The 20,099-nt window shown below is 52.5% G+C and carries 18 protein-coding genes; 7 read left to right on the forward strand and 11 right to left on the reverse strand.

The genetic code is table 11. From position 1 onward, the window contains the following. The 4 genes from K0B01_12710 to K0B01_12725 form a co-directional block, all read right to left on the reverse strand. On the reverse strand, positions 1-661 hold a 661-nt coding region (locus K0B01_12710), incomplete at its 3' end, for a YihY/virulence factor BrkB family protein (GenBank protein MBW6487000.1). A gap of 34 nt (positions 662-695) precedes the next feature. After that, a complete protein-coding gene (locus tag K0B01_12715; GenBank protein MBW6487001.1) occupies positions 696-1,550 on the reverse strand; it encodes a hypothetical protein in 855 nt (284 codons plus the stop codon). A 163-nt stretch (positions 1,551-1,713) separates the two neighbouring features. Next, positions 1,714-2,622, reverse strand: a complete 909-nt coding sequence (locus K0B01_12720) for an alpha/beta fold hydrolase (protein ID MBW6487002.1) — start codon at positions 2,620-2,622, stop codon at positions 1,714-1,716. A gap of 267 nt (positions 2,623-2,889) precedes the next feature. Then, complete coding sequence (locus tag K0B01_12725; protein ID MBW6487003.1) at positions 2,890-3,450, reverse strand: ferritin; 561 nt, start codon at positions 3,448-3,450, stop codon at positions 2,890-2,892. Positions 3,451-3,763: 313 nt separating this feature from the next. Here K0B01_12725 and K0B01_12730 point away from each other — a divergent pair, with 313 nt between their 5' ends. From K0B01_12730 to K0B01_12760, 7 genes are all read left to right on the forward strand, one after another. After that, a complete protein-coding gene (locus K0B01_12730; protein MBW6487004.1) occupies positions 3,764-5,338 on the forward strand; it encodes a glycosyltransferase family 39 protein in 1,575 nt (524 codons plus the stop codon). A 2-nt stretch (positions 5,339-5,340) separates the two neighbouring features. Continuing rightward, the gene (locus K0B01_12735; GenBank protein ID MBW6487005.1) at positions 5,341-5,880 is read left to right on the forward strand and encodes a hydrolase; all 540 of its coding nucleotides are present in this window, start codon (positions 5,341-5,343) and stop codon (positions 5,878-5,880) included. 193 nt (positions 5,881-6,073) lie between these two features. Then, on the forward strand, positions 6,074-7,063 hold the full coding sequence (locus K0B01_12740; protein ID MBW6487006.1) for an ABC transporter substrate-binding protein: 990 nt from the start codon (positions 6,074-6,076) through the stop codon (positions 7,061-7,063). Positions 7,064-7,074: 11 nt separating this feature from the next. Continuing rightward, positions 7,075-7,857: an ABC transporter ATP-binding protein gene (locus K0B01_12745; GenBank protein MBW6487007.1), complete on the forward strand. Its 783-nt coding sequence runs from the start codon at positions 7,075-7,077 to the stop codon at positions 7,855-7,857. A gap of 13 nt (positions 7,858-7,870) precedes the next feature. After that, the gene (locus K0B01_12750) at positions 7,871-8,650 is read left to right on the forward strand and encodes an ABC transporter permease (protein MBW6487008.1); all 780 of its coding nucleotides are present in this window, start codon (positions 7,871-7,873) and stop codon (positions 8,648-8,650) included. An 84-nt stretch (positions 8,651-8,734) separates the two neighbouring features. Beyond that, on the forward strand, positions 8,735-9,457 hold the full coding sequence (locus K0B01_12755) for a glycosyltransferase family 2 protein (GenBank protein ID MBW6487009.1): 723 nt from the start codon (positions 8,735-8,737) through the stop codon (positions 9,455-9,457). Beyond that, a complete protein-coding gene (locus K0B01_12760) occupies positions 9,454-10,227 on the forward strand; it encodes a class I SAM-dependent methyltransferase (GenBank protein MBW6487010.1) in 774 nt (257 codons plus the stop codon). Before K0B01_12755 ends, K0B01_12760 begins: the two co-directional genes overlap by 4 nt. Before the next feature lie 17 nt (positions 10,228-10,244). Here the strand turns inward: K0B01_12760 and K0B01_12765 are convergent, their stop codons facing one another. The 7 genes from K0B01_12765 to fdhF (K0B01_12795) all read right to left on the reverse strand — a co-directional run. Further along, positions 10,245-10,643 carry a response regulator gene (locus tag K0B01_12765; GenBank protein ID MBW6487011.1) on the reverse strand — a complete coding sequence of 133 codons (399 nt, stop codon included), beginning with the start codon at positions 10,641-10,643 and terminating at the stop codon, positions 10,245-10,247. Between the two features lie 45 nt (positions 10,644-10,688). Continuing rightward, positions 10,689-11,087, reverse strand: a complete 399-nt coding sequence (locus tag K0B01_12770; protein MBW6487012.1) for a response regulator — start codon at positions 11,085-11,087, stop codon at positions 10,689-10,691. Beyond that, positions 11,053-12,783, reverse strand: a complete 1,731-nt coding sequence (locus K0B01_12775; GenBank protein ID MBW6487013.1) for a HAMP domain-containing protein — start codon at positions 12,781-12,783, stop codon at positions 11,053-11,055. Before K0B01_12775 ends, K0B01_12770 begins: the two co-directional genes overlap by 35 nt. 59 nt (positions 12,784-12,842) lie before the next feature. Then, the gene (gene fdhF / locus K0B01_12780) at positions 12,843-15,674 is read right to left on the reverse strand and encodes a formate dehydrogenase subunit alpha (protein MBW6487014.1); all 2,832 of its coding nucleotides are present in this window, start codon (positions 15,672-15,674) and stop codon (positions 12,843-12,845) included. Positions 15,675-15,676: 2 nt separating this feature from the next. Further along, complete coding sequence (locus K0B01_12785; protein MBW6487015.1) at positions 15,677-17,641, reverse strand: FAD-dependent oxidoreductase; 1,965 nt, start codon at positions 17,639-17,641, stop codon at positions 15,677-15,679. A 105-nt stretch (positions 17,642-17,746) separates the two neighbouring features. Continuing rightward, the gene (locus K0B01_12790; GenBank protein ID MBW6487016.1) at positions 17,747-18,373 is read right to left on the reverse strand and encodes a response regulator; all 627 of its coding nucleotides are present in this window, start codon (positions 18,371-18,373) and stop codon (positions 17,747-17,749) included. 24 nt (positions 18,374-18,397) lie between these two features. Further along, a partial coding sequence (gene fdhF, locus K0B01_12795; GenBank protein MBW6487017.1) for a formate dehydrogenase subunit alpha occupies positions 18,398-20,099 on the reverse strand: 1,702 nt, incomplete at its 5' end.

The following is a 20,099-nucleotide window of genomic DNA, read 5'->3' on the forward strand; positions in this document are numbered from 1 at the left end:
GACCGGAGAGAAGCAGGAAGGGAAGCAGTTCCAGCAGCAAAAAAATCAGCGGGCTGAATACCCCGAGGATGGCAATCTTTTCCAGAATCAGGGTGACCTGGGTGGTGACAAAGACGGTGACGCTGCTGGCTAGGATGATCAGTACCGGGCAGATGAGCATGATCGAGAGATAGTCTCCTAATTTACGACCGAGGGAGCGCTTTTCCTTGATGCCCCAGATGTCGTTGAAGGCTTCTTCTATCTGTCCCAGAACCTTGATCACCGCCCAGAAGAGGACGAGCAAGCCGAGGCCGGCGATCAGCCCTCCCCTGGTGTTTTCGAGCAGGGAATCAGAAAACTGAACGATTTTGTTGAAAACCTCCTCATGGCCGGCCAGTTTGTCCCGCAATTGGGTCTCGAGGATTTTTGCGAACCCGAAACCCTTGGCAATGCCGAAAGCCATTGCCGCGACAGGGATGATCGAGATCAGCGAATAGAAGGTGAGGGCCGCGGCGCGGAGCTGACACTTGTTTTCGTCGAAGCCGCGAAGCGACAGGATCAGCACCCGCAGGAGGTTGATCAAAAATGATTTTCCCGGCGACAGTTCTGTAAGCCGGATTTGCCAGATATCCTTCTGGGCAAAACCTATGGCCCTGGAAAAGAGTTTTCTGATTCTGTCGATGGCGACCTCCTTCCTTGGGGATGTGCATTCCTTGTCAATCCATCTTGAAGGTTGATTCCAATTGCATGATGTTCGTGCTCAATGACTGCATCATCGGAGTTATTTCCTGAATCATTCCCACGTTATCCTGGAACAGGGATGATGACTTGTCTATGGAAGAGTGAACGGCTTTGATGGCAGTATGGATTTCCGAAACGGTTTCCTGTATTTTTGAAGTGGCTTCGCTTGTGTTCTGCGCCAGTCTGCCCATCTCGTCCACAACGACGGCGAAGGCCCTGCCGTATTCGCCGGCCCGCGCCGCCTCTGTCGATCCGTTAATGCTGAGAATCTGGGTCTGCTGAGCAATATCCTGAACGGTGGCGACAATCTGTCCGGTGGCGTTTGCCTTTTCTGTTGCCCGTTTGGAGGCCATTGTCATTTCGAGGCCCATTATCCGGAACTTTTCGCTGATATCTTTGATCCTTCCATCAAGTTTCTTGATATTGTTGAAAACATTTTCGGATGTTTCCCGGAGTATTTCCTGCTGGTTTACCTCGCGGATCCACGAGGCAAGGGCGACCGCGGCGATTTTGGCAAGCGGCTTGGTTATTTCCAGCGCTCCGGCGATGCCGATTGTTCCTACCCGGTTTCCCTCAATTATGATCGGGCAGTTGTATCCTTCCCGGAGGAGTCTGTTATTTGCCGCTTCCGCGGATGTTACGGCATATTCCGCCACCTCGCCGTTGAGTATTTTGAGAGCTCCGTTATGAATGCTCCCTATTCTTTTGGTGTCATGGGCTTTTGTTATAATTCCCTTTTCGTTGCAGACAATGGCGGGAAGCCCTGTTTCATCGTAAATGTAACGGACGAACTTCTCCACTGTCTGCCAGGATCTGCCTGAAAGCTTCATGAAAACTATCCCTCCCCTGTAAGATTAAGAATAATATTTCCGTTCATTATAAATCAGTGTTGTCTGGTTAAAGAATTCCCTTTTTGCCCTCACCCCAGCCCTCTCCCGGGGGGAGAGTGAGAATTTCTATCCTCTATCGAGGCGATCATCTTTGATAGTCTTATTAAGCGCAAGCAGGCGAAAGCCGGGCTGCCTTCAGTGTATGGGCGGCTACGGCTGCGACGATCTGCGGCCACGCGCCGCCGTGGGGCAGATCATGCCCCATGCCCTCGATCAGCAGCAATTCTGCGCCGGGTATGCAGGCGGCAGTTTCCTTCCCCCCCTCCACAGGCGCCAGCGGATCGGCTGTGCCGTGAATGACGAGTGTGGGAGCTTTCAGGGAAGAGAGTGCGGAAGTTCTGTTGTCTTGAGTCAGGATGGCAAGGAGCTGACGGGCGATTCCCGCGGTGTAGAAGGAGCGGTCGTAACTTGCGGCCAGCATGCGGCGTGTCCATTTCTCATCAACCGGGAAAGCGGGGCCGGCAATCATTTTAAAAAAACCCAGCATATATTCGATGTTTGCCTCACGTTCGGTGGGCGGAGGGGTCAGCAGCGTCCCCAGTATTTCCGGCTTCGGTTGGGGAAGCCTGGGATTGCCGGTGTGGGAATAAATGGAGATCAAACTTAGAACCATGGATGGGTGGCGAAGCGCCAGCGTCTGAGCGATCATGCCTCCCATGGACATGCCGCAGATGTGGGCGGCCGGGATTCCCAAAGCCTTTATCAGGCCAGCCGCGTCATCGGCCATGTCCCCTATGGAGTAGGGCGCGACGCTTTTGTCGCCGCTTATGACTTTTTCTAAGGAGTCCCTGAAATTGGGCTCGCCCGCCTGGTCGAGCTTGCTGGAAAGGCCGGTATCGCGGTTATCGTAACGGATTACGTAATGACCGCAGGCGGCAAGCTCCCGGCAGAGGGTTTCATCCCATTGGAGCAGTTGTCCGCCCAAACCGATGATCAGCAGCAGCGGTCTGTCGGAAGGATTTCCGAATGTTTCATACTCTATTTCGATACCATTGGCGGCGGTTCTTGGCATTGCAGTGCCTTTCTGATTCTTATGCGACACTAACGAGACTTTGAATTTCTCGCGAAACTCAACAAATCGTCATGCCGTCGAAAAACGGAATCCAGTATTTTAGTTTATCTTCTGGATTAGGAACATTAAGCGTCGCTTTCCTGGTCAAGCCCGGAATGAAAAAAAGATTGATTTTCAAATCATGTCTCGCTAACAGCGGCTGGACATCCTCGCAATAACGCCTAATCGTTGTCGTTGCCGCGCTGAAATTTTGTCAATTAATCATTTTCAGGCAATGGAGGCAGCTTTCATTGCCGACTCGATTCCCTTGCTGAAATCGGTAGGCACGGTTGTCATTCTGGTTGCGAGTTCCTTGTCGATCATGAAAAGGCCGTTGCTGGCATCTTTCCCCTTGCCGAGCAAATCGAGGTTGGCGATGATATCGTTGTCGTTTCCTTCTTCTTCGATCTGCTCTGTTATGTACCATTGCAGAAAGATATTCGTAGCGTGGTCTTTCTCGGCGATGGCCAAATCAACCAGGTCGTTGATCGATTTGGTTATGAATTTTTCATGTTCCAGCGTCTTCTGGAACATCTCGAGCGGGGACTTCCACTCCCGAGGCGGTTCCGCAAGCGTCATCAGTTTGACCTTGCCGCCCTGTCGCTGAATGTACTCATAGAATTTCATGGCATGCAGCATCTCCTCGTGGTACTGAACCATGAACCAGTTTGCGAATCCCTTCAAGCCCAGCGAGTTGCTGTAGGCCGACATCGCCATATAGAGATATGCAGAGTAAAGCTCCTTGTTGATCTGGCCGTTTAGCGCGTCTTCCATCTTTTTACCGATCATTGTCTTTCCTCCTTGAATTAAAATGCCGGCGGACTATCCCAAGCGTTCAATCCATTACAGGATTATTACACATTGAAAGGCTTGATTTGGCAATCATTTCAGTCCGCATTTACAAGTATTCCTCGGTGAGTGAGCATAAATAGCATTTTTTTGATGTCAATTACAAGCATCCTTTAAGGCTTTTCTCCCCTTTTTTTAAAGTGTCGGGACAAGCTGCGATAGCGATTTGCCTCCGTCTATTTAGTAATTGCATCGCCAAAGTTTAACTGATAATTGACAGCGCCGAAAGTACGTAGATTGCGGGCGGGAAGCAATGATTTCAACAAACAGTAAAACAAGCAAAGATCAGCAGGGAGCGCTTTTATGGCCTTCACTTTTACCGGCCTTGCTGGTTGTCGTTATCTATCTGCCGGCAGCCTGGTTTGACTTCATCACCCTTGATGACAATCTCTATATAATTGACAACCCCGAAATAACGAAGGGGATTTCCATAGAAGGAATAAAGTGGGCGTTCACGACCCTCTACACGACGAACTGGCATCCGCTGACTTGGTTGTCGCTCCTTGCCGAATATCATTTCTTCGGTTTGCATCCCGCGGGCTACCATATTGTCGGGATTATTTTGCATGCCCTCAACTCCACGCTGCTTTTTTTTGTTCTTTTGGGGTTGACCGGGAAACGATGGAGTTCGGTGGCGGTGGCGGCGTTTTTTGCCGTCCATCCGCTCAATATCGAGTCCGTTGTCTGGATCGCGGAGCGGAAGAATCTCCTCAGCACGCTTTTCTGGCTTTTAACTATCTGGTCTTACAGACGCTACGTAAGCAGGCCCGGGGCAAAGCGTTATCTGGAGACGGCGTTGTTGTTTGCGCTGGGGCTGATGGCCAAGCCAATGGGCGTCAGCTTGCCGTTTATACTTTTGCTGCTCGATTACTGGCCGCTCCGGCGATTCTCTTTTAATCGAGACCGTTTACCGGGGGCGCCTGATTTTGGAAGGCGAGTTCGCCTTGTTGTGCGGCTTGTAATCGAAAAAATTCCTTTTTTCGTCATTTCCTTTCTTTCCATCGTGATTACGATTTATGCCGCCCAAACCGGCGGGGCGGCAAAATCCCTTCTGGCATTCCCGTTGGTGGGAAGACTCGAAAATGCGCTTGTATCATATTTCTCCTATATCAAGCTGCTGCTAAGACCGGTGGAAATATCCCTTTATTACCCGTATCCAAGCTTCATGCCTCTCGAAAAGACGATCGCCGCGTTCTTGTTTCTCCTGGCCGTTACAGGTTTTGTTATTATAAAAGCGGATAAATATCGCTATCTTGTGGTGGGCTGGTTCTGGTATTTGGCAACACTCCTGCCGGTAATCGGGATTCTCCAGGTGGGCAGGCAGGCAATGGCCAATCGTTACGCATATATACCTTTCATCGGCGTCTTCATCATTATCATCTGGGGCATGGGCGATCTCTTGGGCCGTTCGCGCAGATCAAAATATATTGCGGCGGGTGCGGTTTTTTTAATGATTGTTTATTGCGGCGTCTTATCCTCGCGGGAGCTGCAAAACTGGAAAGACAGCCGCGCGGTTTATGCCAGGGCGCTTACGGTGACAAAAGACAACCATATCGCCATTCTCGGGATGGGAAATGAGCTGCTGAAAGAGGGCAAGCCGGCGCAGGCGGAGAAATATTATCGCGAGGCGCTGCGGATCCGGCCCGAGTACGAGTTGACTAACTACAATCTTGGCCTGGCGCTGATGCGTCAGAAAAAAATGAAGGAGGCTGAGTTTTATTTCAGGGAGACGATCAAATATGATCCATCCTTTTCCAAAGCTTACGAAAAATTGGATGCTCTGCTGTTGAAAGAGGAAAAAATAAACAAGATAAAAGGAGACAGATAGCGATGTTGACAAAAGAAAACTGCGTTTTAGTGGTTATCGATTTTCAGGGGAATCTGGCCCAGGCCATGGATAATAAACAGGATCTTTTCAGCAATGTGCAGAAGTTGATCAGGGGGGTGCAAGCCCTGGAAATTCCCGTTCTGGCGACCGAGCAAATCCCCGCGAAGCTTGGCGCCACCATTCCGGAAATCGCCCAGCATTTAACCGGCGCCAAGATTATCGCCAAGGAGGGTTTCAGTTGCTGGAAGAACGAATCTTTTAAAAAGGAACTGACAGCTTTGAACCGCAAACAAATATTGATCAGCGGCATTGAAGCCCACATTTGTGTTTACCAGACTGCAATGGAGCTGGTTGAAGCCGGCTATGAAGTGCAGGTGGTTGCCGATGCAATCTCCTCGAGAACTCCGCAAAACAGGATAACCGGAATTCAGAAAATGGCCGCGGGCGGCGTGGGCATTACCAGCACGGAGATGGCGCTCTTTGAATTGCTGAAAACGGCGGCTGATCCCAAGGCCAGGCAAATATTTCAGATTGTCAAATAAAACGCATTTGTTTTCGCTGGCGCCGCGGGCGCTGTCCGCTGCAGGAGCCGCCTGCCCCCGTGCGCACAGGGATTCGTGCTTGATTTTTGCGGCCCAGCGTAATAGGTACCGCCAGAGAAGTTTAATTTTATTAAAGAATATAATTATTTGCTGCACTTAGCGTTTTTGCGGGCAGCGATAACAAAGGAGAAAAATGGTAAAAAGGTTTTTATGTTTCATCATCCTGCCGGTCGTTTTTTCGCTGATTTTTCTGCCTTCGTCCCAAGGTGCAGCAAAAGGGGAGGTGCTGAAGAAAAATAAAAAAGGGGAAGCCGTTGTAAGATTGGGGATGCTCCCGATTATCGACAATTTGCCCTTCTGGGTTGCCCAAAATAGGGGATATTTCCAGGATGAAGGACTTGCCGCCGAGCTGATCTATTTCCCCAGCGCGGTGGAACGGGACAGCGCCTTTACTGCCCGCCGGATTGATGCGGCGATTGGAGATTTGCTTGCCGTTGCGGCCCTGCACGACGCGGGAATCAAGCTGAAGGCGGTGAGCGTTGCGATGGGCGCAAAGGCAGGCGAGAGTAGATTTGCCGTGTTGTCGGCGCCTGATTCCAAAATCCGCACGCCGGAACAGCTCAAAAACGTTGAAATTGCCGTATCCCTCAATTCCATTATTGAATACTCGACCGATCGGCTTCTCCAGCATAAGGGTTTAAAATCTGACGAGATTAAAAAGATTTCGGTTCCGAAGATGCCGGTTCGCCTGGAGTCGTTGCTGCAGGGGACGTTGCAGGCCGCCACTCTCCCCGATCCACTGGCAACTTTGGCGATCATCAAAGGCGCCCATGTCATCGCCGATACGATGAACGATAATGTTTCTAAAACCGTTATCATCGTCAGGGAGAATCTGCTCGCGGACAACCTGCCGGCGGTAAAAAAGCTGATCGCCGTTTATGGACGAGCCATTGCCGATATCAATGCCAATCCCTCCGGATTTAACGAGCTTCTGGCGAAGCAGGCGAGAGTCCCGTTGGAGGTTCTTGAAAGTACGGCGGTAAAAATGCCGCTGAAGTTCTCCTCCCCGCAATTGCCCTCCAGAAATGACGTTCTTGATGTGTTAGCCTGGATGAAGGAGCGCAATCTTTTAAAAAAACCGATTAAGTATGAAGATTTGGTTGCCGAAGCGGCAAGGCAATAAGCGGGTATTTTATGGAAAATGAAGGCGCTTCGGTAGCGGTTGAGAATCTTTCCTTTTTTTACGCAGGCAACGGCGGCAGGGTCGAAGCTCTGCGAAATGTCTCCTTTTCGGCAAAAAAGGGGGATATCTGTACCATCATCGGTCCCTCCGCCTCCGGTAAATCCACCCTGCTTTATATCCTGGCTGGTTTGCTGCCTTTTGCGACGGGCGGCGTTCTGATAAACGGCAAGCGCCCTTTTCCCGGACAGCGCACGACCTCGTTAATTCTTCAAAATTTCGGGCTTTTGCCCTGGAAAACGATCTGGGATAATGTAACCCTCGGGCTTGTCATAAGAAGACTGTCAAAAAGCGAAATACGTGAAAAGGGCGAGAAAATATTGATGGAGATGGGACTTGCGGGATTATCGGAACGTTATCCCGCCGAGCTTAGCGGCGGCCAGCAGCAGCGGGTGGCGATTGCCCGTTCCCTGGCGACGGCGCCGGAGCTTTTGCTTATGGACGAGCCATTTTCATCACTGGACGCCCTGACCCGGGAGTCGATGCAGGAGGTATTACAGAATATTTTGCAGACCAGGGGTCTGACAGTCATGCTTGTCACTCACAGCATCGAAGAGGCGGCCTTTCTGGGGCATCGGATAATCGTGCTTACCGGTCATCCGGGCACCGTTTATCGAATCTTTGACAACCCTCGGGCAGGCTCTCCGAATTACCGTAAAACCGATGATTTTTTTCATTTAGCGACTCAATTGCGGGGTGCGATGGAGTTTGTGCAGTCTGCCGCGCCGCTTTCTTAAAAGGTGGGAAGATTTGAAATTAGTTAAAGATTCGGCTGATAAAAAAACCGCTCAAATTAAAAATCTGCTGTTGCAAATTGTCTCGGTGCTTATTCTGTTTGCCTGCTGGCAGCTCCTTGCCCTTATTCTCGACAACCCCGCCCTGCCCACGCCGGGCAAGGCGTTTCTTGTATTTTCCGAGCAGCTTCCCGCCGGTTTATGGAAACACTTTCTGATAAGCGGCTGGCGGGTTCTGGCGAGTATTTTTATTTCACTTGCAGCCGGCATCCCCCTTGGCCTTTTATTGGGCAGGGAAGATAAATACGACCGTTTTTTTTCGCCGATGCTCTATCTCACCTATCCAATTCCCAAGATAGTTTTTCTGCCGCTGGTTATGGTTATGTTCGGGTTGGGCGATTTGTCGAAAATCTTCCTGATTACGCTGGTGGTTTTTTTCCAGATACTCGTCACAACCCGGGATGCGGCGCGCAACGTCAGCCAGGCGCTGATAATTTCGGTTGTTTCACTGGGGGCAAAGAGGCGAGACCTTTATCGTCATGTCATCTGGCCGGCGATTATTCCGGATGTCTTTACGGCTTTGCGAATCGGTTCCGGAACGGCGATCGCCGTGCTGTTTTTTGCCGAATCGATTGCCAGCAGCGAAGGGCTGGGCTACTATCTGATGGACGCCTGGTCCCGCTATGCCTACCCGGAGATGTTTGCCGGCATCATCGCGATGGGCCTTTTGGGATATTCGCTATACATGGGCATTGACGTCATGGATAAAAAAATCTGTCGCTGGAAGCGGCTGTAAAAAGCGGTTGGGGACGGCCGGAAGTGGAAAGAAAACAAGGATTTTGGGAACCAAATGTATAAAGGTAAAAGGATAATTGTCGTAATGCCGGCTTATAACGCGGCCCGGACGCTGCGGATGACTTATGACGAGGTCAGGGAGCAGGAAATTGTGGACAAGATAATCCTCGTGGACGATGCCGGTCATGATGAAACAGCGGCTATCGCCCGCAGTCTCCCCTTGACGGATGTTTATGTCCATCAGCAAAACAGGGGTTACGGGGGCAATCAGAAAACCTGTTACCGGATGGCGCTTCAAGCCGGGGCGGATATTGTGATCATGGTGCATCCCGATTATCAATACACCCCGCAACTGATCCCGGCGATGGCCGCGCTGATCGGAAACGGTCTTTACCATTGCGTTCTGGGATCGCGGATTCTGGGCGGATATGCGCTTAAGGGGGGGATGCCGCTGTGGAAATACATCGCGAACAGGTTTCTTACACTGGTTGAAAATGTCCTCGTTGGCGCGAAGCTCTCCGAGTATCACACCGGCTATCGGGCCTTTTCCCGGGAGCTGCTCGAAAGGTTGGCAGACGCCCCCAAATCCGACGATTTTCTCTACGATAATCAGATGCTTGCGCAGATAATCTGGCAGGGATGGATGATTGCCGAGGTGAGCTGTCCGACAAAGTATTTTACAGAGGCTTCCTCCATAAATTTTCGCAGGAGCCTCCGCTACGGCCTGGGTTGCGTCTGGACCGGCCTGATTTTCCGACTCGCCCGAATGGGGTTGATAAAATCTGAACTTTTTCCGGTGACCCGTTGACAAATCCCGAAGACAATCGTTTTGAAGATTTTTTCAGCGATGACTTGTATGTATCGTTGAAGAACAGTCTGTACAACTACCGCCTGAGAAGGCGCGCTGTTCGAAAATGCGTGCAATTTCATGAAAACTCGCTAATCTTGGAGGTTGGCAGCGGCCTTTCGCCGATGCTGGAAGAAAATAGGCGGGTTGTCTATTCGGATCTTTCCTTTTACGCCCTGAAATCACTCAAGAGTACTCAAAAAGTCGGCATTTATGTTGAGGCTGACGCTTTAAGCCTCCCTTTTAAGACAGGAACATTCTCCACGGTTGTGTGCTCCGAAGTTCTTGAACACATCCCGGACGACCTTTCCGCGCTCAAGGAGATAGAGCGGGTATTGGCAGATGGGGGAACCCTGGTTCTTACCTTTCCGCACCGCAGGGCTTATTTCTCTCTTGACGATCGCTTTGTCCGTCATTTCCGTCGTTATGACCTTGCGGAGATGGATAAAAAACTCCAGGATGCGGGCTTTGAAATAACCGCAATCAAAAAGGTGCTCGGGCCGCTGGAAAAAATAACCATGATGTTTGTAATTTTTATTGTGTCGGAGGTTTTACCGGTTGCGAAAAGGGGAGCGGACAACAGGTGCAATGCTTTTCTGATGAAGAAAGTCATTACACCGCTTTTCAAGATTCTCAACTTTCTCTACTGCCTCCCGGCCGGGCTCGACGCCCGCATGTTTCCCCGCGGGTTGGCAAGCGTCATCCTTGTGAAGGTCAAAAAAAGATGCTGAAATATTTCCCCTGCCCGTCAGACACCGGGAAAAGGATTTTTCCAGCGGTCGAGTTTTTCAAAGGCGTCGTTCACGGCCTTGAAGAGCGTCGCAAGCGCTATCGGTTTCCTGAAATAATCATCGAAGCCGGCTTCCCGGCACTCTTCTATTTCAAAAAGGCCGGACCAGCCGGTAATGGCATTGATGATGGCCAGGGAGTTGGTCTTGCGAATCTGACGGCACAGCTCGATGCCGTTTGTGCCGAAAAGCCGGAGATCAATAAAAATAAGTCCGATTTTCTTTTTTTTACTGAGGATATCAAGCGCTTCTCCGTCATTTTCCGCAAGATAAACCTCGCAGCCCATCTCGCTTAAGGCGGACTCGAAAAGGTCGCGAATCGATTTTTCATCATCAATCACCAAGATCATTCGATTCATAGGTAAGATCCTCCACGCTATGAGAGGCATTCCCGCTTACGAGAATCAGGCCCATCCCTTTGTCCTTGCCAATGCGTTTTCTACCGCGTCCATGATCTCGTCAGGGGTAAAGGGTTTGGGAATAAAGTCGGTTGCCCCGAGTTTCATGGCCTCGACGGCGGTTGAGACGGTGGAAAAACCGGTCATGACAACAATCACCGTTTCCGGATTGCCGGCCTTGATTATGGGTATAAGCTCAATCCCGGATAATCCCGGCATCTTCAGATCGGTAAGGACAATATCAAAGCATTCCTTTTCCAGAATGCGCAGCGCCTCATCGGCAGAAGAAACGGTATGGACATCATATTTAATGTCGTGTTTTGACTTCTTTTCCGCAAAAATATCATAGCAGCTTCTCTGGACGACGATTTCATCGTCGATTATCAGCAATCTTATTGTTTTCATCTGTTCTTTCCTCAACTGGCAATGAAACGGTGAAAGTTGCTCCTTCCCCGGGCTTGCTTTGCACCGAGATGCTTCCATTATGACGCTTGACAATGCTTTGACAGATCGAAAGACCGAGTCCTGTGCCGACCGTCGGACCCTTGGTCGTGAAAAAGGGATCAAACATGCGTTCGATATTTTTCTGAGCTATGCCGCAGCCGGTATCGGTTACGGACACCTCGACCAACAGGCGGTCATCGGCTACCGTGGATTTCACCACCCGCAGACGCGATTCGATGGTCAAAACTCCCCTGTTTTCCATTGCATCTGCGGCGTTGATCATCAGATTCATGAACACCTGATACATCTGCCCCCGATCCACCAGCACATTTGGCAGAGTCGCTTGGAGATTTTTGATGATTTTGATGTTGTGAAAGGATTCCTGGTTCTGCAAAAGACCGATCGCCCGTTCCGCTACATCGTTGATGTTGGTCGGAGTCTTTTCCGGGGCTGTCTGCCTGGCAAACTCCAGAAGTGCGGCAACGATGTTGCGACACCTTTTGGTTTCTTCCACAATGGTTTCGAGCCATGCCTTTTGCTTCGGATCTTCGCTTTTATCCAAAAGCAGCGAGCTGTAACTCAGTACGGCGGTCAGTGGGTTGTTGATTTCATGGGCAATGCTTGCGGAAAGTCTGCCGAGTGACGCAAGCTTCAGCGAACGGATAATTTTCTGGTTGGTGACGTCGCTGATGCGATCGTAAATCTCCGGAAAAACAGACTCCAATTCATCCTCTTTCTGACGCATGGTCTGGGTAATCGCCACCTCGGGCTCACATTCATCCTTGTGGTCGAACATCTCGGCGTTTTCAACGAGGAGGTTCGCATATTCGATATCCGCGCGAATCTTCATGATCATTCGATTAAACGACTGGGCCAGCCGCCCTACCTCGCCGCCATGGCTCGGAAGAGGGCCTACTGTTTTGAAGTCGCCCCGCGACACTGCCTTCAGTTTCTCGATCAGCGCATTGACCGGCCGCAACAGCCAGAACAAAAGGAACGACCCTATCGGCGTCATGATCAGGAAGAAGGTAGCAATGCTCCACCTGTTGATGGAAATCTTCCGGTTGACGCTGTCGAGGGAAATGGCCATGTCGAAGATGCCGACAATCTTTTGCGACTCAGGGTGAATCTCGTGACACTGGTTTGCGCAGCTCGGCTGATTGTAGATCACCCTTGTCACGTTGATTACCCGGTGGCTCCCGTCAAACGCCGGAGCGATTCGGGCGCGTTTTATTTGACCGAGATCTTCCAAGGTGCGGGAATAACCGCTGTTTCTTTCGGTTCCGTTGAAGGGGCGGCCAATCTCGTGCGGGATGGTGCTTTTTTTGATTATCCCCTGGCTGTCAACAAACCTCATGGATTCTATGGCTTCCGTTCTTTCCTGAATCCGTTCGATCATCCGCTGGAGTTTTACGCTTTCATTTTCGGACATGTAATTTGTTGCCGCACACTCGATCGCCATTCCGACATTGTAAGCCCCTTTGAGCGCCTCGTCGATCATTTGCGGTTCCTGAATGGTGATTGTGTAAAAAGCGGCCATGGCGACGCAGACAATCAAGGCCCCGCTGATGAAGGCGAAGAGCTTGAAGCCCAGACTCTGGAAATAAGACTTCTGCGGCCCGAGTATTTTTTCCAAATATGCAAATATCTTGGACATGTCGTGTTTACAGCCTGTCGAGACGTGATCTCAGAACTCTTGCAGTGTAACCGGCCGCCTTAAAACGGCGGCAGTGAAAAGACCGCCGTTGAAGGGAATAACGCATCAATTTTCAGTTCCGGCAAGAAACTTTCACCGGTCCGGATCGGTGGTTGCAGGGCAACCTTGTCTATGTGTACGGCAGATACCTTGAATTCAGGAATTTTTGCAATCGGATCGAGGGCGTCGTTGGTAAGCCGGTTGATCGGCGCCTCGGAGTAGTGAAAAGTAGTGAAAAGAACGCCTTCCGGGACACGCTCGCTGACGCCGGCACGGATACGAAGTTCTCCCCGACGCGATGAAAGCGATACCATTTCTCCCTCTGCAACGCCCTGCGCTTTCGCATCGGCGGGGTTGATCTCGAGAATAGCCTCCGGCGCCAGCATATTCAAACTGGGAGAGCGGCGCGTCATTGTCCCGGTATGATACTGATATTGGATTCGGCCAGTGGTGAGCAAAAGCGGAAATTCAGCATCAATTTTTTCAGCCGCGGGACGATATTTAATTGCCGTTAATAATCCCTTGCCGCGATTAAAGGTTTTTTCGAACAGGAAAGTGGTCCCCGGATGATCAATGTCCGGGCATGGCCACTGCAGCCCGCCTTCGCGGTCGAGGCGGTCGTAAGTGATCCCGGCGTAAATGGGAATTTCCCGGCGCATCTGGTTAAATATCTGTTCCGGCGAAGAGAAGTCCATCTTAATCCCCATCAGTTGGGCAATGCGCTGAGTTATCCGCCAATCGGGGAAACTGTTGCCGACCGGATCAATGGCCGCCCGCACCTTTTGCACCCGACGCTCGGTGTTTGTAAAGGTGCCGTCTTTCTCTGCCCAGGAGGCGCCGGGCAGGACGACGTCCGCCAACTTGGCGGTTTCCGTCAGAAAGATGTCCTGAACAACGAGAAAATCAAGTTTGCGCAGGGCCGCTTCCGCATGTCTGGAGTTTGGGTCGGAGAGAATTGGATTTTCTCCCATAATATACATGCCGCGTATTTTACCCTCGTAGGCGGCGGGAATGATTTCGGTTGCCGTCAGGCCCGGCGCATCGGGAATCACTTCAACGCCCCAGGCGGCGGCGCTTCTTTTTCTGGCTTCGGGATCGGATACCAGTGCGTAGCCGGGCAGCAGGTTCGGCAGTGCCCCGCAATCACCGGCCCCCTGAACGTTATTTTGACCGCGCAGCGGATTGACTCCTGTCCCCCAACGTCCGAGATTGCCCGTGATCATGGCGAGATTGGCAACAGATTTGACGTTGTCCGTCCCGGTTGTGTGCTGGGTGATTCCCATTGCGTAGAGGAAAGAAACGCGCCCTGATTTGCCAATCAATTCGGCGGCTGCGCGGATTTCAGCAGCCGGAACGCCGGTGATTTCCGCAACCCGTTCCGGCGGATAGTTCTGAAGCTCGGCGGCAAGTTCAGCGAATCCCTCGCAGCGATCGGCAATGAAATTTTTGTTATGCAGATTATTCTTGACGATCCAGTGCATAATGCCGTTGAGCAAAGCAACATCTGTCCCCGGTTGATGACGCAGCCAGTAACTCGCCTGATCGACAAGGTCGATCTTCCGCGGATCAGCGACAATCAGTTTCGCCCGGCGGCGATCAACGGCCCTTTTGATGAAATGGGAGATGATGGGATGGTTTTCGCTGGTATTGGTGCCGATCACAAAGATGAGGTCGGCGTCTTCAATTTCCGCAATCGAGTTGGTCATCGCGGCGCTTCCGAATACAGCGGCCAGACCGGCCACGGTGGAAGCGTGTCAGAGACGGGCGCAGTGATCGACACTGTTGGTTTTAAAGGCCTGCCTGGCCAACCGCTGGACGAGATAGTTCTCTTCATTCGTGCATCTTGCACTGGAGAGGACTGCAAGCGACTGCGGGCCATGGGTGTCGCGGATGCGCAGGAACTCGCGGGCAACCTTGGTCAGCGCCTTGGTCCAGGTGGTTTCTACAAGCTCGCCGGCTTCGTTGCGCATCAGCGGCCGGCTCAGTCGTTCCGGACTATGGATGAAGTTGTATCCGAACCTTCCCTTGGAGCAGAGCCGGCCGCGATTGACACCGACGCCGTCTCTGGTAGTGACGCCGACCACGCGGTTATTCACCACATTCAGATCGAGCTGGCAACCGACGCCACAGTAGGCGCAGGTCGTCTGCGTTTTTTTTGTTTCCCAGGGCTTTCCCTTTTTATCGGCCAGGCGCTCTTCAATCGCATTTACCGGACAGACGCTCATGCATTCGCCACAGGAAATGCAGCGTGACTGCAAACTGGTATCCAGCATAACCGGTCTGATGACCGAGCGCGCGCCAGCGACGGTCATGGTGATGGCGCCTAATCCGCGAATCTCGGCGCAGGCCTTCACGCATCTTCCGCAGAGAATGCAGCGGCTCGGATGGTAGTCCAGGATGGGCGTTGAAAACGGCTTCCAGGGATTGCTTTCCGTTTGGATGCGATACTCGCCGATATCGAACTCGGAGAGATCGTACTCGTAAGCCAGACCCCGCAGCTCGCAGTTGCCGCTCAGGGGGCAGGATGGACAGTTAAGGGGGTGGTTGGCGAGGATCATCTTGATCACCTCGCGGCGGAGATTGAAAAGCCTTTCCGAACGCGTCCGGACCGCCATTCCCTCGATGACCGGCGTGTTGCAGGCCGTAGCGAGCCGGTCAAAACCCTCAATTTGAACGACGCACACCCGGCAGGAGCCTATCGGTTCAAGCGCCGGATGGTGGCACAGGGTAGGTATCCGCGCGCCGGCTTTTTTCGCGGCGTCAAGAATTGTCGAGCCTTCCGGAACGGAGACAGGCAAGCCGTCGATGCTAATCGTGATGTTTTTTTTGTCTATGGCAGATATTGTCGTCATTTTCACTCTTCCGTCACGAACATGGCCACCCGGTAGCAGCGGAGACACCTCTGCGCCTCATGAATCGCCTCTTCGGGATTGTAGCCCTGTTCAATTTCATTAAAGTCGCCGATACGATCTGCAACCGTTCTCTGATCGAGATCGCAGCGGATTTCATCACCGACCCGATCCACCGGCGATACAGGCAGGTCCATCGCCTTGATCATCCGGTATAACAGCTCGCTTTCCGGCAGTCGCATCTTTTCTCCGCGGAGATAGAGAGCGATAACTTGCGCAGCATGGATGCCATTGCCCATGGCGTCGATCAGCGCTTTAGGCCCCGTCACGCAGTCGCCCGAGGAGAATATCCCGTCCTGGGAGCTCATCAGTGTATCGTTATCGATCTCGACTGTACCCCATTTCGTTGCTTTAACAGGGAACTCAACGCTGGAAAAGGAAAAGTCCGTTGCCTGACCGATTGCCGGAATTACCACATCGCAGGCAAGCAGAAATTCAGAGCCGGCAACCTCTACCGGTCGTCTTCGCCCGGAGGCATCCGGCTCGCCCAGGGCCATTTTGACGCAATTCATCCCGGTTACTTTCCCTTCACTGATTTCCAACCGAAGAGGATGGGTGAGAAAATGAAACTCCACCCCTTCCAGTTTCGCATCCCTGATCTCCTCGTGGTCCGCCGGCATCTCCTTTTCGGTGCGCCGATAAACGACGCTGACCCGGGGATATCCGAGCCGCACCGCGCTGCGGGCGCAGTCCATCGCCACATTGCCGCCGCCGACCACCACCACATGCCTTCCCTCAGGGGGGATGAACTTGCCCTGGGGATGCAGTGTATTCATATCCCGGAGGAATTCGACGCCGGAAACCAGCCCGACCGGCTTTAAATCCTCACCCGCCATGCCGACATCCTTGCTCCCATGGGCGCCGATGGCGATCAGCACCGCGTCGTATTCGGAGCGAAGCTCTTTGAGGGTGATATCCCTGCCGATTCGAACGCCATAGCTGAATTCCACACCCTCGCCGGCAATCCGCTTCACCTCCGTATTGATGACGTCGCGGGGAAGCCGATAGTCAGGGATGCCGACTGCGCTCATTCCGCCTGGTTCATTCAGGGCTTCGAACACCCGGACGCTGTAGCCATTTCTCCTCAGAAAAAACGCTGCGGTCAAACCCGCCGGTCCGGCGCCGATGATAGCCACCTTTTTATCGGAGGTCAGGGGAAGGGGGACGACCTGGGTAATTTTGGTTACCGCATTGGAATAGACCTGATCGCTGGCAAAGCGTTTGAGGGATTTTATCGAGACGGCAGAATCCAATTCCGCGCGACGGCAGACGGACTCGCATGGTTTGACGCAGACCCGACCGCAGATTCCGGCAAGCGGATTTTTACGGACGATGATGCTTAAGCTCTCGAAGTAGTTCCCGCTCCGGATCGCATCCACATAGCGAGGCACGTCAAGATGGGCCGGGCATGTCTCGATGCAGGGGGCGGTGGCCATGGCATGATACACCCCGCGAGCCAAGGGACGCCGTTCGCGGATCGCCTGTTCGAAAACTTCAGGCATGACCTCCATGGCCTTGAGCAGGGCGTTCATCGATGTATGCCCAAGTTCGCACATCGATGTATCGCGGATGACCATTGCCATTTTCCGGATTTCGTCAAGGTCGTTCTGAGAACCGAAGCCATTGGCGATGGCGCCGAGCCTGTCGGCTACAACCTGCGTGCCGACACGACACGGGGTGCAATAGCCGCAGCTTTCGTCCTGAACCTTCTGGACATAAGCCCGCAGCATGTCAACTACGGGTGCTTCGCGGTCAAAAATAAAAAAGCCGTCCCAGCCGATAAACGCCCTGAGACGGTTTTCTTTCAGCAGCTTATCGACATCTGAATATGAGTCCTCTATATCAGCTTGAGAAATATTCCTATTGTCGGTGAGTTTATCCTGCCAGGAGCCGATGATCACTTTAGCCACAGCTTGTCCTCACTAATGAAAAAATATGCTTCGTAAAAAGCGGGGCGTTTATAGACCAAAAAAAGAAAAGTAACAACAAAAAAATTTGCTGTTCCCGGGGAAAGATTACCAGATCTCTCTTTCAAGGATTCTGGCGATGGACATCATCTGTTTCTCATTAAGTTTGCTGACATTCTCTTCAATCCAGCGCAAATCACCGCGGGCAATCGCGCTTTTCGCCTCGTTGCTGATGTTGTAGTCTTTCAGGGCGTCGGAACCTTCCATATATAGACGGTCGAAAAAATCCGGGTCGTCCACTGTTCGTTCAAGGATCTGGAGCACGAGCGTTTCCCGGATGGCCTTTTTAGGGTTAAGTTTGCCAAGAGCGTCAAAAACCGTATTGCTGAACTCCTTGGGGGTAAAGGGTTTGGGGATGTAATCGTAAGCGCCAAGCTTCATTACGTCGCGCGCCGTGCCCATCGATGGATAACCGGTGATCACAATTACGGTGAGCGTCGGATTGTCTTTGCGCAGCCGGCGGATAACCTCAACGCCGTTGAGTTCCGGCATCATGATATCGGTGACAAACAAATCGACGTCGCCCCGGCCGGCTATATCGAAACATTCCTGTACGGAGGTTGTCGTAATCACGTCCAAGCCCGTGCCAGAGAGGATATCCTTGCACGTTTTCAGGATCACCGCCTCGTCGTCCAGAATTAAAACCCTTTTGCCTTTTTCCTGCATTTTATCCATTGTTCTCTCCTTTTTGCAATATGATCAAGCCGCCTCAACCCGGACGGCGCAGACCTTGAATTCCGGGATCTTTCCGATCGGATCAAGCGCCGGGTTGGTCAGCATATTAACAGCAGTTTCGTGAAAATGAAAGTTCATAAAGATCGTCCCCTGAGCGGAGCGGTTGGTGAGTTTGGCCTTGACCCGCACCCTGCCCCGGCGGGAGGTTACCGTTACCATCTGTCCGTTCGCTATCCCCATGCCATCCGCATCGGTGGGGTTGATCTCCACGAGGGACTCGGGGCAGAGTTCTTCACTTCCCGCGGAGCGCCGCGTCATGGTGCCGGTATGGTACTGATAGAGGACACGACCGGTGGAAAGGATAAGGGGATAGTCCTGATCCGGCAATTCCGCCGGGGGAATGTATTCTACGGCATGAAAGAGACCAAGCCCCCGGCTGAATCCGTCCTTGTGGAGGAAACGGGTGCCGGGGTGATCCTCGCTGGGACAGGGCCATTGCAGGCCCTCTTCTTCAATGCGGGCGTAGGTAATTCCGCCATAAATCGGGGCGACTGAGTTGATCTCCCCCATGATGGCGCCAGACGATTGGTAAGGCATCGGATAGCCCATCTTTGTTGCGATGGCCGCAATGATCTCCCCGTCCGCCTTGGCCTGCCCCGGAGGCTGCACGGCCTTGCGGATGCGTTGAACCCTTCTTTCCGTATTGGTGAAGGTTCCATCTTTTTCGGCAAAGCAGGCGGTGGGAAGGACCACATCGGCAAGCTGCGCCGTTTCCGTCAGAAAGATATCCTGAACGATAAGCAGCTCGAGATTTTTCAGAGCCTTTTCCACATGGGTCAAATCCGGATCAGAGAGCATGGGATTTTCACCCATGACATACAGTGCCCTGATTTTCCCGGAAGCGGCAGCTTCCATCATTTCCATAACCGTTTTCCCGGGTTTGGGCGACAGAGAGACGTCCCAGGCCTTCTCCAGAGTACTCCGCGCATCGAGGCTCTCCACGGGCTGGTAGCTGGGGAAAACATTCGGCAGCGCCCCCATGTCGCAGGCGCCCTGAACGTTGTTTTGCCCCCGGAGGGGATCGACCCCGCCCCCCTCGACGCCGATATTGCCGCACAGCATCGCCAGATTTGCGCATGATTTGACGTTGTCCGTTCCGGTGGTGTGCTGCGTGATGCCCATCGCAAAGAGAATGGCGGCGCGGTTTGCCTCGGCATAGAGGCGCGCGGCTGCCCGCAGGTCTCGTGCCGGCACTCCGGAAATCATCTCGACTCGCTCGGGCGTGTAGTCAGCGACGGTTTGCGCCATTGTTTCAAACCCTTTTGTACGCTCCTTAATATATTCCCGGGCGTAAAGTCCCTCGGCGATGATGATGTTCATTATGCCGTTCAGGACGGCAACGTCCGTTCCCGGTTTCTGACGAAGCCAAAGAGTCGCATAATGAACCAGGTCAACTTCCCGCGGGTCAATGACGATCAGTTTGGCGCCATGTTGGCGAACGGCCCGTTTGATGCGCGACGAGATCACGGGATGGGTTTCCGTCGTGTTGCTCCCCGTGACCAAGAGCAGGTCGGCCAGTTCGATTTCCTCGATGGAATTCGTCATGGCGCCGCTGCCGAAGGCGGCGACCATGCCGGCTATCGTCACGGAGTGGCACAGACGGGCGCAGTGATCGACATTATTGGTGCCGATAACCGCGCGCATGAACTTCTGAAAAAGATAATTT

The sequence above is a fragment of the Syntrophobacterales bacterium genome, assembly GCA_019429105.1.
Lineage (GTDB): Bacteria > Desulfobacterota > Syntrophia > Syntrophales > UBA5619 > DYTH01.

Coding starts and splice junctions, on each gene's coding strand:
- K0B01_12765 (MBW6487011.1), bottom strand. CDS start 10,643: ATGAATCGAATGATCTTGGTGATTGATGATGAAAAATCGATTCGCGAC.
- K0B01_12725 (MBW6487003.1), bottom strand. CDS start 3,450: ATGATCGGTAAAAAGATGGAAGACGCGCTAAACGGCCAGATCAACAAG.
- K0B01_12775 (MBW6487013.1), bottom strand. CDS start 12,783: ATGTCCAAGATATTTGCATATTTGGAAAAAATACTCGGGCCGCAGAAG.
- K0B01_12740 (MBW6487006.1), top strand. CDS start 6,074: ATGGTAAAAAGGTTTTTATGTTTCATCATCCTGCCGGTCGTTTTTTCG.
- K0B01_12745 (MBW6487007.1), top strand. CDS start 7,075: ATGGAAAATGAAGGCGCTTCGGTAGCGGTTGAGAATCTTTCCTTTTTT.
- K0B01_12770 (MBW6487012.1), bottom strand. CDS start 11,087: ATGAAAACAATAAGATTGCTGATAATCGACGATGAAATCGTCGTCCAG.
- K0B01_12735 (MBW6487005.1), top strand. CDS start 5,341: ATGTTGACAAAAGAAAACTGCGTTTTAGTGGTTATCGATTTTCAGGGG.
- K0B01_12715 (MBW6487001.1), bottom strand. CDS start 1,550: ATGAAGCTTTCAGGCAGATCCTGGCAGACAGTGGAGAAGTTCGTCCGT.
- K0B01_12720 (MBW6487002.1), bottom strand. CDS start 2,622: ATGCCAAGAACCGCCGCCAATGGTATCGAAATAGAGTATGAAACATTC.
- K0B01_12755 (MBW6487009.1), top strand. CDS start 8,735: ATGCCGGCTTATAACGCGGCCCGGACGCTGCGGATGACTTATGACGAG.
- K0B01_12730 (MBW6487004.1), top strand. CDS start 3,764: ATGATTTCAACAAACAGTAAAACAAGCAAAGATCAGCAGGGAGCGCTT.
- K0B01_12790 (MBW6487016.1), bottom strand. CDS start 18,373: ATGGATAAAATGCAGGAAAAAGGCAAAAGGGTTTTAATTCTGGACGAC.